General features: G+C 62.0%; 10 protein-coding genes. 1 reads left to right on the forward strand and 9 read right to left on the reverse strand.

Annotation, left to right across the window (positions count from 1 at the left end):
- Nucleotides 1-320: 320 nt before the first annotated feature.
- The 9 genes from ACQZ40_RS14525 to argE form a co-directional block, all read right to left on the reverse strand.
- Nucleotides 321-1,778 carry an NAD-dependent succinate-semialdehyde dehydrogenase gene (locus tag ACQZ40_RS14525; protein WP_174039938.1) on the reverse strand — a complete coding sequence of 486 codons (1,458 nt, stop codon included), beginning with the start codon at nt 1,776-1,778 and terminating at the stop codon, nt 321-323.
- A 15-nt stretch (nt 1,779-1,793) separates the two neighbouring features.
- Nucleotides 1,794-2,837 (reverse strand): tartrate dehydrogenase, encoded by a 1,044-nt coding sequence (locus ACQZ40_RS14530; RefSeq protein WP_448748214.1) that lies wholly within the window; start codon nt 2,835-2,837, stop codon nt 1,794-1,796.
- A 13-nt stretch (nt 2,838-2,850) separates the two neighbouring features.
- Nucleotides 2,851-4,314 (reverse strand): aldehyde dehydrogenase family protein, encoded by a 1,464-nt coding sequence (locus ACQZ40_RS14535; protein WP_220318925.1) that lies wholly within the window; start codon nt 4,312-4,314, stop codon nt 2,851-2,853.
- 141 nt (nt 4,315-4,455) lie between these two features.
- Entirely contained in the window at nt 4,456-6,423 is a 1,968-nt protein-coding gene (locus ACQZ40_RS14540; protein WP_448748215.1) for a hydantoinase B/oxoprolinase family protein, read from the reverse strand.
- Nucleotides 6,424-6,426: 3 nt separating this feature from the next.
- A complete protein-coding gene (locus ACQZ40_RS14545) occupies nt 6,427-8,469 on the reverse strand; it encodes a hydantoinase/oxoprolinase family protein (protein WP_448748216.1) in 2,043 nt (680 codons plus the stop codon).
- Between the two features lie 128 nt (nt 8,470-8,597).
- Nucleotides 8,598-9,053: a GNAT family N-acetyltransferase gene (locus ACQZ40_RS14550; RefSeq protein WP_448748217.1), complete on the reverse strand. Its 456-nt coding sequence runs from the start codon at nt 9,051-9,053 to the stop codon at nt 8,598-8,600.
- Complete coding sequence (locus ACQZ40_RS14555; RefSeq protein WP_035264219.1) at nt 9,050-9,406, reverse strand: cupin domain-containing protein; 357 nt, start codon at nt 9,404-9,406, stop codon at nt 9,050-9,052. The genes ACQZ40_RS14550 and ACQZ40_RS14555 overlap by 4 nt, the downstream gene beginning before the upstream one ends.
- Nucleotides 9,407-9,432: 26 nt before the next feature.
- Nucleotides 9,433-10,356 carry a 2-hydroxyacid dehydrogenase gene (locus ACQZ40_RS14560; protein ID WP_448748218.1) on the reverse strand — a complete coding sequence of 308 codons (924 nt, stop codon included), beginning with the start codon at nt 10,354-10,356 and terminating at the stop codon, nt 9,433-9,435.
- A 23-nt stretch (nt 10,357-10,379) separates the two neighbouring features.
- Nucleotides 10,380-11,504 (reverse strand): acetylornithine deacetylase, encoded by a 1,125-nt coding sequence (gene argE / locus ACQZ40_RS14565; RefSeq protein WP_448748219.1) that lies wholly within the window; start codon nt 11,502-11,504, stop codon nt 10,380-10,382.
- 203 nt (nt 11,505-11,707) lie between these two features.
- Here argE and ACQZ40_RS14570 point away from each other — a divergent pair, with 203 nt between their 5' ends.
- Nucleotides 11,708-12,586: a GNAT family N-acetyltransferase gene (locus tag ACQZ40_RS14570; RefSeq protein WP_448748220.1), complete on the forward strand. Its 879-nt coding sequence runs from the start codon at nt 11,708-11,710 to the stop codon at nt 12,584-12,586.
- Nucleotides 12,587-12,623 lie beyond the last annotated feature (37 nt).

The raw sequence follows: 12,623 nt of genomic DNA on the forward strand, positions 1-12,623 counted from the left end.
CAACAATCCGGAAGCTCGTCACTATCCTCAACGCCATCGCAAGGACAGATCCAGCATTTGCTTGATCATCCACGGTTGCTTGATCCGGCATCCAGCCACCGCGCGTCTGCGCGGTGAAAGAGTCTTCTGCGATCAAGGACTTGATCGCGCTGGACCCCGGACCAAGTCCGGGGTGACGGAGTGTAAATGCTGCGCTTTTCCAAACCTATTTGTGTCAGGACTGTATTTCCAATTCCCGCAATGCCGCTTTTTCAATTCCGCGCTTCAAAAAAAGAAGGGCCGCAGAGCGGCCCTTTAGGCGGGGATGAAAGAAGTGGGCGTCAGGCAAGCCCACCGATATGAAAGGCCTTGGTCTCCAGATATTCTTCGATACCGATCTGTGCACCCTCGCGGCCGAGGCCGGATTGCTTGACGCCGCCGAAAGGGGCGACCTCGGTGGAGATCAACCCGGTGTTTAGGCCGACCATGCCGAATTCCAGCGCTTCGCCCACACGCCAGGCGCGCTTGAGGTTCTCGGTGTAGAAATAGGCGGCAAGGCCGAAGGGTGTTCCATTGGCGATGGCGAGCGCCTCTTCCTCCGTCTCGAAACGGAAGAGCGGAGCGACCGGTCCGAAAGTCTCCTCGCTTGCCAGCTGCATCGCCGTCGTTGCGCCCGTCAGCACCACGGGCGCTGTATATTGCGGACCTTCCGGCAGATTGCGCGGCTTGGTGATGACCGTGGCACCCTTGGAAACGGCGTCATCGATATGGGCGCGGATTTTCGCGATCGCCGGTTGGTTGATCATCGGGCCAATGGAGACGCCCGCTTCCGTTCCGGGACCAACGCGCATGGCGTCGACGCGATCCGCCAGCTTCTTCGCAAAGGCGTCATAAACGCCGGACTGCACCAGAATCCGGTTAGCGCAGACGCAGGTCTGGCCACCATTGCGGAATTTCGAAACCAGCGCGCCTTCAATGGCGAGATCGAGATCGGCATCGTCGAACACGATGAAGGGCGCATTGCCGCCCAGTTCCAGCGACAGCCGTTTGATGCTGTCCGCAGCGCCGCGCATCAAAAGCGAACCGACGCGGGTGGAGCCGGTGAAGGAAATTTTCCGAACCGTCTCATTGGCCATGATTTCATTGCCGATATCAGTCGGCATGCCGGTGACGATGTTGATGACGCCCGCGGGAATGCCGGCCCGTTCGGCAAGCACACCAAGCGCCAAGGCCGAATAGGGTGTGAATTCCGAAGGCTTGATGACGACGGTGCAGCCGGTGGCGAGTGCCGGCGCAACCTTGCGGGTGATCATCGCGTTCGGGAAATTCCATGGCGTGATGATGCCGCAGACGCCGACCGGTTCCTTCAGCACCACGATGCGCCTGTCCGGCGTCGGTGAAGGGATGGTACCGCCGCCGATACGCCGGGCCTCTTCGGCAAACCATTTGACGAAGGATGCGCCGTAGCGGATCTCGCCTTTGGCCTCCTCAAGCGGCTTGCCCTGTTCGGTGGTCAGGATCAGGCCGAGATCGTCGATATTCTCGATCATCAGCGCGAACCATTTTTCCAGAAGCGCTGCGCGCTCCGCGTGGGTCTTTTTCTTCCACGGGCCGAAGGCGGCGTTGGCGGCTTCGATGGCCGCGCGGGTTTCTGCGCCGTCCATATCCGGCACGGTGCCGATGACCGCCTGCGTCGCCGGATCGATCACATCGACCGCCTTGCCCGATGCCGCCGCCTTCCAGGCGCCGCCGATCAAGCCCGTCTGGCGAAAGAGTTCCTTGTCCTTCAAACCTTGCATCATCTGTCTCCGAAATCAGTCGAGTGCCGCAAGAACCGCGGCGGTGATGGCGTCTGTCTTGTCCTTGCCCGGCACCGTGCCGATACCCCGGCCGGTCGCCGTTTCCAGCGCCGTCATGATACGCACGGCCGCGTCTTTTTCGCCGAGATGCTCGAGCATCATCGCGCCGGACCAGATGGCGGCGATGGGGTTGGCGATGCCGAGATGGGCGATATCAGGGGCCGAACCGTGCACCGGCTCGAACATGGACGGCGCGCTGCGGTCAGGGTTGATATTGGCGGAGGCGGCAAAGCCGAGGCCGCCCTGAATGGCTGCGCCGAGGTCGGTCAGAATATCGCCGAAGAGGTTGGAGGCGACCACGACATCGAGGCTTTCCGGCACCATGACCATGCGGGCCGCCATGGCGTCGATGTGATAGCTGGAAACCTCGACGTCGGGATATTCGGCAGCGAGCTTGTGGGTCACCTCGTCCCAGAACACCATCGAATATTTCTGGGCATTGGACTTGGTGATGGAGGCAAGCTTGCCGCGACGCTTCTGCGCCTGTTCGAAGCCGAAGCGCAGAATGCGCTCCACACCCTTGCGGGTGAAGATCGAGGTTTCGACGGCAACTTCGTCGTCGGTGCCCTGATGCACGCGGCCACCGGCGCCGGAATATTCGCCCTCCGTGTTTTCACGGATGCAGAGAATGTCGAAGCCATCGGCCTTCAAAGGCCCCTGCACGCCAGGCAGAAGCCGGTGCGGGCGGATATTGGCATATTGCACGAAGGCCTTGCGGATCGGCAGCAACAGGCCGTGCAGCGAGACGGAGTCCGGCACTTCCGCCGGCCAGCCGACTGCGCCGAGCAGAATGGCGTCGAAGCCGCGCAGTGTTTCGATGCCGTCCTTGGGCATCATCGCGCCGGTTTCCTTGTAGAAGACGCAGGACCAGGGGAATTCCGTTCCTTCAAGCGCAAAACCGGAGGTTTTGGCGGCGGCGTTGAGCACCTGCCATGCGGCGTCCGTTACGCTTTTGCCGATGCCGTCTCCGGGAATGAGTGCGATGCGATGCGTTTTCAAGACATTACCCCTGTTACAGTCCGATAAGGACGCTTTTGCTCTTGCGGTTGGCGAGATAGGCCTCGCGTCCGAGATCCTTGCCGATGCCGGAGCGTTTGTAACCGCCGGTCGGCAATATGTGGTCGCGCGAGCGGCCATAACGGTTGACCCAGATCGTGCCCGCCTGAATGGCGCGGGACAGGCGCATGACGCGCGAGACGTCACGGCTGAAAAGACCCGCCGCCAGACCGTAGGTCGGATGGTCGGAAAGCGCCAGAGCCTCTTCTTCCGTGCGGAAGGTCTGCAGCGTCAGCACCGGGCCGAAGATTTCCTCGGTGACGGCAGGAGAGGTCTGGTCGACATTGGCGATCAGCGTCGGCTGGTAGAAATAGCCGGGGCCATCCATCACTGCGCCGCCCGTCAGGCACTCGCCGCCATGGGCGACGGCCGCCTGCACGATGCCGTCGATGCGCTTGCGCTGCACCTCGGAGATGATCGGCGAATATTGTGTCGTCTCGTCCCAGGTCGGGCCGGGCTTCACCGCCTTCATGCGGGCGATGATCGCGGTGGAAAGGGCATCCGCAGCACTTTCCTCGACGATGATGCGCGAGCCCGCCACACAGGCCTGCCCGGCATTGGAGAGGATATTTCCGGCGATGGCCGCTGCCGCCTTCTCGATATCGGCATCGGCGAAGACCAGTTGCGGGCTCTTGCCGCCAAGTTCCAGCGTCATGGGCTTGATGCCGGTGCGGGCGATGTTGGCCATGATGGCGGCGCCCGCGGCCGTGGAGCCGGTGAAGCTCACCTTGGAGATATCAGGGTGTCCGGTGATGGCATTGCCGGTCACGGGCCCGTCGCCCAGCACGATGTTGATGAGACCTGCCGGCAGCCCCGCCTTGATCGCCAGCTGCGCCATGAAGATGCTGGAGAAGGGCGTCATTTCAGACGGTTTCAGCACCACGGCATTGCCTGCGGCGAGCGCCGGGCCGAGCTTCCAGCCGGCCATGGAGACGGGGAAATTCCACGGCGTGATGGCGCCGACGACGCCATAGGGTTCGGTCATGATCATGCCGAGGCTTGCATCGTCTGTCGGCACCAGATCGCCGCCTTCCTTGTCCGCGAATTCGGCAAAGAAACGGATTTGTTCGGCGGTGACGGCGATATCGCCGGCGATCAGTTGGCCCACCGGTCGCGTCGAGGAGAGCGCCTCGATTTTCGCCAGCGTCTCGGCTTCCTGTTCGATCAGGTCGGCCCAGCGCTGCAAGACCTTCGTGCGCTCGCGCGGGCGCACGCCGCCCCAGTTGCTGCTCTTCAACGCGGCCTTGGCAGTCTGCACAGCCTCATCGACCAGCGCCGCATCCGCCTTGGGACAACCGGCATATTCGATGCCGTCCGAAGGGCGGTGCATGTCGATGCCGTTTGCCGCCGGAACCAGCCGGTCGCCGATGAAGTGGCCGATCGGCAGGGATAAGCTGTCTGGATCGAAGCTGAGCGTCATGTGGAATCCTCTTTGGATATGCCCCAACGCTAATCCCTGATGGCAAGCAGCATCGACCGACTGCGGCGCGGGCGGTGAATGAAAATCCTGTTTTGCCACCGGCAGACAGCGCAATCTTCGGCGGCGAAGGTAGGCCGCTGGTCAAACGCCGTAGCGGGCGCTTATCCGGTCGAAAATCCCGGCCATCCGCTCGCTAAGGGGGCGGTGATCATCGCCCTCGTTTTCGACCGCTTCAAACACCCGGTGTTTCAGGAAGAAGCGCCATCCCACGGGCGATTTTTGCAGGAATTGCGTCAGAAGATCATAACGTTCCGGGGTCCAGACCGCCTCGAAGGCGAGCCGCTCCGGTCCGTAGCTGATGATATCGTCCGTCTTCCGGCGCGGCGCGGCGCGCAGGGCAGCCGTCGCCTCTTCGTCGATATCATCACCGTTGAGCGCTACCCCATAGTGCCTTGCAGCATTTTCTGCTGAGACCGCACCACGCCGTACATCGCGCAGCACGGCCTGCGGCGGGCGGGTGAAGGGGTCGCCGTAACCGCCGGCTCCCGGTCCTATGACACGAATGACATCGCCCGGGCCGCAATGGACGATATCGGTATTGCCGAGCGAGATTTCGCCCTCGGTATCGGGATTGCGGAGGAAGCGGGAAATCAGCCCCGGACCTGCGCCGTTGACACCCCAGCTCGCCATAACCGAACGGTTGCGGTTGCGGGCCGTGACCACCGTTTCCGGGCAGGATATTTCAAACTCCATGACAGCCGAAAGCCCGCCGCGAAAACGGCCTGCTCCGCCGGTGTCGCGTTGGAGCCCATACCGGCGGAAAAGGATCGGTACTTCCGCTTCGCTGATTTCAATCGGCGTGTTGCGCAGAAAACCGGTGGCGCCGCCCGCGCCGTCGCTGCCGTCGCAGAAGGGCGTGCCGCCGCCGCCGCCGCCAACCGGGCCGATGGAGGCCATGACCGGGCGGCCGTTCCTGTCGCTGGTCTTGATGTTCATGATGGCGTTTCCGCCGGGTGAGGCGGCGGGAATAAGCTCCGGCAGGGCCTTTGCAAAAGCGCCGATGGTGACAATCTGGGTCATGGCGCAGGTCAGCGAACGCATGCCGACGGCGGCCGGGCGCTGGCAATTGACGATCGTGCCTTCCGGCAGCACGGCCCGCGCCGGGCGCAGGGTGCCGGCATTCAGGAGCAGGCTGTTATCGAGCGTATAAAGCACATAGGTCAGGCCCACCATGACGAGTGAATGCCGCTCGCGGCCGCCGGTCGGCATGTTCAGCGACGAGCCGAGCTGCGGGTCGCTGCCGGTATAATCGAGGACGGCTTCGCCGCCGCGGATTTTCAGCGTCAGCGCCACGCGGCATGGCCGGCCGCCAACGGAATCCTCATCGGCATAATCGGCAAAGAAATAGTCGCCATCGGGCACCCGGGTGAGGATTTGCCGGGTCTGCTCTTCCGCATAATCGAAAATCTGGCGCACCCCGTCCAGAAAATCGTCAAAGCCGAAGCGGGCGATGATTTCCTGCATCTTGCGTTCGCCGATATTGACGGAGGCGATCTGGGCGTGGAGGTCGCCGATATTCTGTTCCGGCATGCGGACATTGGCCTTCATCATGTCGATGATGAAGGGATCGAGCCTGCCTTTGCGAACGAGCTTGACCGGCGGAATGCGCAGGCCTTCCTGCTCGATTTCGGAAAGCGAGCGGGACAATGAGGCGGGAACCGCGCCGCCGACATCGGTGTTGTGGATGTGCCCGACCACGAAACAGGCAATTTTGCCCTCATGGAAGACCGGTTTCCAGATGTGGATATCCGGCGAGTGGGTGGCGACGAAACCGCTATAGGGGTCGTTGGTGATGCAGATATCACCCTCTTCATATTCTTCGAACATGGAAAGCAGTGGCGCGTAGTCGATGCCGCTATACCAGGGCGCGCCGAATTGCCGGGGATTGGCGAAGGCCAGCCCTTCGCGCGTCACCACCTGACAGGAAAAATCCTCGGTTTCCTTGACGAAGGCGGAATGGGCGGTGCGCATCAGCGTAAAGGCCATGGCATCGGCGGCGGCCGAGCAGAAATTGGCGAGCACCTTGAGATTGCGGCGATCGATGGTCATGGGTCAAAACTCCCGCTTGGTAATGACGAGATTGCCGAAACGGTCCACATGGACCGTAAAGCCGGGGGGGACCACGGTGGTGGTATCGTCCTGAAGGACGATGGCGGGGCCGTTGAAATCGTGGCCGGCCGCCAGATCGTCACGGTGATAGATCGCCATGTCGTGTTCCATGCCGCCAAACCAGCCTTTCGTGTGAAAGCGCGGCTTTGCGGGGCCTGTGGCCACGCCTGTCTCGCGAAGCGGCGGCTTCGGTGTTTTCCCGGAGACGACGAGCCTGAGATTAACCATCTGCACCGCCGCCCGCTCATCGGAATGACCGTAGAGGCGGGCATGTTCCTCATGGAAAGCCCTGTTTATCGCGCCGGCGTCGCCGCTGCCCAGCCATTCCGGCTGGAGCGTGGTTTCGATTTCGTAGGATTGGCCGCGATAGCGCATGTCGGCGGAAAGCCGCATCTCGCAATCGCCGTTAAAACCCTGTTCTTTCAACCAGTTGCGGCCGGTTTCCTGCATTTCGGCGAGAAGGGGGGCGAGATCGGAGGCCTCCCCGTCGTTCACATCGCAATAGGTGGTTCGGATGAAATCGTTCTTCAGATCGGCAATCAGGCCGCCGAGCGCGGAAACGACGCCCGGGGTGGGCGGCACCACCACACCCTTCATGTCCAGCTCGCGGGCGAGGAAGCAGGCGAGCATCGCGCCGGCGCCGCCGAAAGCGAAGAGGTGAAATTCGCGTGGGTCGATGGCGAAGCGGGAGGTGAGGGCGTTCACCTCCGCATACATGCCGGAGACGGCGATATCGACGATGTTGCCGGCGAGCGCCTCGACGGAAAGGCCGAGCTTTTCCGCGAGCGGCGAGAGCGCGGCGCGCGATGCGGCGTGATCGACGGTCACCGCGCCATAACCGAGCGGCATATGGCCGATGAGATTGGCGGCCGCCATGGCGTCTGTGATCGTCGGGCGGTTACCGCCGCGTCCGTAACAGGCCGGCCCCGGCGTCGAGCCGGCACTTTCCGGCCCCACCTGCAACAGGCCGAGGCTGTCGACCCATGCGACCGAGCCGCCGCCCTGGCCGACGGAACTGACGGAAACGGAAGGGACATGAATCTGGAAATCGCCGATCAGTTCGCCGACCCCATATTGGGCTTCGCCGTTCAGGATAACGGCCACATCGGCGCTGGTGCCGCCGATATCGAGGCTCATCACCCGCTCAAAGCCGCTGGCCTTCGCCAGATAGCCCGCGCCGATGACGCCGGAAGCTGTGCCCGAGAGGATCATCTGCACACATTCCCGCCGCGCCTGATCGATGCCCATGACACCGCCATTGGTCTTGGTGATGAGCAGCGGGCAGGCAATGCCTTGCCCGCGCAGCACCGTTTCGAAACGGTCGAGGTAATGTGCGACGCGCGGCTGGACATAACCGCTGATGACGGCGGTGACGGTGCGCTCATATTCGCGGATGATCGGCCATGTCTCGGCAGAGGAGACCACCGGCAATTGCGGCGCGATGCGTTCGATCATAGCCTTCACGGCCTGTTCGTTTTCGGGATTGCGGTAGGAATGCAGGAAGGCGAGCACGATGCCGTCGCAACCGGCGGCAAGTGCGCCGGCGACAGCCTGCGCCACATTCTCTTCGTTCGGGGCGAGCTTTACCTCGCCGGTCGCCAGCATGCGCTCGGCTATGCCAAAAACCCGTTCGCGCGGGATGAGCGGTTCCGGCCGCACGGAATAGAGATTGTGGATCTGCGGAATTTTCAGGCGTGCAACGCCCAGCACGTCCTCGAAGTTTTCGGTGGTGAACAGCGCGACATTCTGGCCGTTGCGCTGGATGACGGTGTTGACGCCGACGGTGGTGCCATGGGTGAAATAGGAAACGTCCTTCGCTTCGATGCCGTCGCGCTTTTTCAGCGTGTCCAGCGCGAGAAGGATTTCTTCTCCGGGCGCATCGGGGCGGGAAAACACTTTCAGGGTGGAAAGCGCGCCGGTCCCATCGTCGAACACGGCAAAATCCGTAAACGACCCGCCAACATCGACGCCAATGCGATATCCCATCTCTTCCGTCTCCTTTTCCAGTGCGGACGATGCTGTCATCGGGACCGGAAAAGGGCCAAGCATTTATGGAGTAAGGGTCATAGCCCCAGGTTATGAGGATGGCCGGGGTGACCCATAGGGAGGGTTGTTTAACCCTCGCCGGGTTTCGGCACCGTCATGTAATATTCGGGATGCGGTGCGGCGCGATAACCGGCCTTTTCGTAAACACCATGGGCGTCGCGGGTCGCCAGCATCCAGCTCGATACCGTCGAAAGCTCCGGGTGTTTGCGTATCTCGGTGGCGATCCAGGACGCAAGGCCGCGACCGCGATGATCCTCCACTGTGAAGACATCGCGCAGATAGCCGAAAACGGCATAATCCGTCACCAGACGGGCGAAGGCGGCCATGGAACCGTCGGGGGCGTAAACGCCGACCGGCAGCGAATGCGAAAGCGCCCGCTTCAGCCGGTCGGCGGTCATTCCCTGCGCCCAGTAGGAATCGCGGGCGAGAAAATCATGGACCAGATCGAAATCCACCCGTGCCGGATCGGTGCTCAGCACATAGCCGTCGCGGGCGATTTCGAAAATGGCCGGTTCCCAGTTCATCCGTTCACCGTAACATAGATCTTGCGGACGGTTTCAATGGTTTTCCACACGCCGACGAAGCCCGGCTTCATGACGAAGCTGTCGCCAGCCGTATAACGCAGCGGTTCGCCGCCTTCCGGCGTGATTTCGATGACACCTTCGAGAATATGGCAGAATTCGAAGGTTTCGCCCTTGATCGAACGGCTTTCGCCCGGCGTCGCTTCCCATATGCCGGTGTGGACGGTGCCGTTGCGGGCTTCGTCCAGCGGCCAGGTCTTGAAGGACGGATCGCCGGAAATGAGGCGTTCCGGCAGGGCCTTGGAGGCTTTCGGTTCGAAGGCGGGGTGCGTGTCGATGGTCTTGAGAAGCGGCATGGGTGTCCTTTCCTGGAACGGGATGATCAATATCCGCGATTGCGGTCGACGAGGCCGAGCGGCTCGAGGCCGGACTGGTATCGTTTGATGTTTTCGACAACGGTGCGTGCTGCCGAATGCGGCTGGGTGACGCTGGCGATGTGCGGCGTCAGGAGAATTTTCGGATGCGTCCAGAAGGCGTGGTCTTCCGGAAGCGGTTCCGGATCGGTGACGTCGATCACGGCACCCGAAAGCCTGCCGCTGTCCAGCGCATCGATGAGGGCGTCGTGGTCGAGCTGTTTGCCGCGCCCGGCGTGAACCAGCCCCGCACCCTCGGGAAGCATCCCCAGGCGTTCGCCATTCAGAAGTCCCGTCGTTTCGTCGGTCAGCGGCAGCAGGCAAACGAGAATATCGCTGGTCGAAAGGATCGTGGACAATCCGGCTTCGCCATGATGGCAGGTCACACCATCGATCTCGCGCGGTGAACGGCTCCAGCCGGAAAGCGGAAAACCGAAGGGTTTCAGCCGTTCCAGCGCCGCAACGCCCAGCATGCCGAGGCCGAGAACGCCCACCCGGCACTCTTTCGCCTGACGCTGCGGCAGGGCCTTCCAGAGTTGCTGGCGCTGCTGTTTCAAATAGACCGGCAGGTTGCGGTGAAGCGCCAGCACGCCGAGGCTCACATATTCCTGCATCATGCGGATGATGCCTTCATCCACCATGCGCACGACTTTCACATGCGCAGGGACGGTGTCGATGTGAAACTGATCGACGCCCGCACCGATGGAAAACAGGATTTCGAGATTGCGGTAGCGGCCGATATCATCAGGCACGGTCCAGGTAATGACGTACCGAACCGCATCCGGATCGACGCTTTTGGCATCCATCGAAAAAGGTAGTTCCGGCAGGTCGCGGGCCAGAGCCTGCCGGAAAATCTCGCCGCGCTTCGCGTCGGAATTGAAGAAGAACGTCATCTGAAATCCGTGGTTCCGAAGGTTTAAACCGTGCAGCGGCTCGCCAGTGTTTCCAGCATTGACTGGCAGGCCGAGAGTTCACCGGCCGTTATGAATTCGTCCGGCTTGTGGGCGCGGCCGATATCGCCCGGGCCGCAGATGATGGCATCGATGCCGGCCGCCTGAAAAAGCCCGGCCTCCGTGCCATAGCTGACGGCGGCGATGCAGGGCGCGTCGGTCAATTCTTCCAGAAGCTTCACGAGCGGCGCATCGGCGGCAAGGGAGAGCGCCGGATAATCGCTCATCGGCGTCCATTCTATGTCGATGCCCCTGGCGGCGAGCGCTTCGACGCCGTCGCGCACCGGCTGGAGCAGGGCGACCGGCGATACGCCAGCAATCGCCCGCGCTTCCAGTTCGATGGCGCAGAGATCGGGGATGATATTGATCGCCTGTCCGCCTTTCGCCGTGCCGATCTGCAGGGAGGAATAGGGCGGCTCGAATGTCGCTTCGAAAGGCCCCTCGGTGAGAGCCTGTGCGGTCTCGACCGCCTTTGCCATGATGCCGGTCATCAGATGAATGGCGTTCACGCCCTGATCCGGCCGCGAGGAATGGCCGGAGCGGCCGCGAATGGTGATGCGTGCGGCGGCCTTACCCTTGTGGGCGCGCACGGCGCGCAGATTGCTCGGTTCGCCGATGATTGCGCCCGCCGGTTTTGCGCATAGTTCCGGCAAGCGGGCGATGAGATGCGGAACGCCACGGCAGCCCGCCTCCTCGTCATAGGAAAAGGCGATGTGAACGGGCCGCTTCAGCGCCATGCGTGAAAATGCCGGTGCTGCGGCGAGAACCGTGGCCAGAAACCCTTTCATGTCGGTGGTTCCGCGTCCGTAGAGACGCTCGCCTTCGGTTGCCAGCGTAAAGGGATCGGAGGACCATTCCGGCTCACCGGCAGGCACCACATCCATATGGCCGGAAAGGATGTATCCGCTGGCATCGGTCGGGCCGAAGCTGGCGAAGAGATTGGCGCGGTCGCCTTCCGGGCCGGCAAGCAGCGATACTTTTGCGCCGTGGCTTTCCAGATAATTGGCGATCCATCCGGCGATGTCGCCATTGGCGGTTCCGACCACCGACGGGAAGCCGACAAGACGCTCCAGAATGTCGATTGCGTTCATGGCTGTCTCCGTCGCTTCAACGCCGAAAAGCTTAGAGCGGCCTGCGGCGTTTATCTGCTGAAATACGGGTGATTTCAGTAGATTGTTGTGTCCTTCCAGCGCTTTCGGAAAATTCCTGCTGGCGAGGCTGGTTATCTTCGGATGTCGTGAGCTGGGCTGCCGGGATCTAGGTTCCGCGCCGGAGGGAATGAGAGCCGTTTGTCATGGAGCTGCTCAAAGTCGATAGTTTCGAGTTGCGGACAGTGGATATCGCCGATGTGGAGGCCGATCATCTGCATGCTTTGTCCATGGCTGTCGGATGGCGATATCACGCGAACGAATGGTGTTTCCTGCGGCAGTGCGGGGTCGGCCTTGTCGCGCTTGACGAGATCGATCGTGTTGTCGCAACGGCAATGCTGTTTCCTTATGATGAGGCTTTCGCGACGGTCGGCATGGTCATCGTTTCCCCCCGTTTGCATGGGCAGGGCGTTGCACCATGGCTGGTGGGCCAACTCATTGCTGGCTACCCTGACGCCGCCCTGCGGTTGAACGCCACGGAAGCCTCGCGACGGCTTTTCGCACGGCTGGGTTTTGCCGGAGATACGGAGAAAGTACATCTCCTGCGCGGCAAGGCACGTTGCCCTGCCGAGATGCAGACGCTTGGAAGAAAGCAGAGAATCGAGCCGCTGTCCTGGGATCATTTGTCCGCCGTGGTGGATCTGGATCGGGCGGCTTTCGGTGTTTCGCGCCGGGGCGTCCTGCAACGCCTTGTTCAGGAAAATACGGGTTACGGCCTGTTCGAGGCCGATCGTCTTGCCGCCTTTGCATTGCGGCGTGCGGCGGGGCGGGGCCATATTGTCGGCCCGGTCATCGCCGGTGACGAGGCGGATGCGATTGCGTTGGTGAGGCGACATTTTTCCGATCTCGACGATCAGCTTGTCCGTCTCGATACCGTGCGGGATAGCGGTCTTCTGACCGAGTTTCTGACGCAATCCGGGCTGGTGGGTATCGAAACGCTCACCGTCATGTCGAAAGGCGCGCTGCAACCGGCAGGCTCCGGTTCCGCAAAGATTTTCGCCCTGGCAAGCCCGTCTTTGTGCTGAGGTGCGGCACTATCGCAATTGACGCCCCGCCTCTTGC

The organism is Agrobacterium sp. 16-172Ci, from assembly GCF_053522725.1.

Excerpts from the sequence above, each read along its gene's own strand:
- ACQZ40_RS14525 (WP_174039938.1), bottom strand. The coding sequence starts at position 1,778 with ATGCAAGGTTTGAAGGACAAGGAACTCTTTCGCCAGACGGGCTTGATC.
- ACQZ40_RS14535 (WP_220318925.1), bottom strand. The coding sequence starts at position 4,314 with ATGACGCTCAGCTTCGATCCAGACAGCTTATCCCTGCCGATCGGCCAC.
- ACQZ40_RS14540 (WP_448748215.1), bottom strand. The coding sequence starts at position 6,423 with ATGACCATCGATCGCCGCAATCTCAAGGTGCTCGCCAATTTCTGCTCG.
- ACQZ40_RS14545 (WP_448748216.1), bottom strand. The coding sequence starts at position 8,469 with ATGGGATATCGCATTGGCGTCGATGTTGGCGGGTCGTTTACGGATTTT.
- ACQZ40_RS14550 (WP_448748217.1), bottom strand. The coding sequence starts at position 9,053 with ATGAACTGGGAACCGGCCATTTTCGAAATCGCCCGCGACGGCTATGTG.
- ACQZ40_RS14555 (WP_035264219.1), bottom strand. The coding sequence starts at position 9,406 with ATGCCGCTTCTCAAGACCATCGACACGCACCCCGCCTTCGAACCGAAA.
- ACQZ40_RS14560 (WP_448748218.1), bottom strand. The coding sequence starts at position 10,356 with ATGACGTTCTTCTTCAATTCCGACGCGAAGCGCGGCGAGATTTTCCGG.
- argE (WP_448748219.1), bottom strand. The coding sequence starts at position 11,504 with ATGAACGCAATCGACATTCTGGAGCGTCTTGTCGGCTTCCCGTCGGTG.
- ACQZ40_RS14570 (WP_448748220.1), top strand. The coding sequence starts at position 11,708 with ATGGAGCTGCTCAAAGTCGATAGTTTCGAGTTGCGGACAGTGGATATC.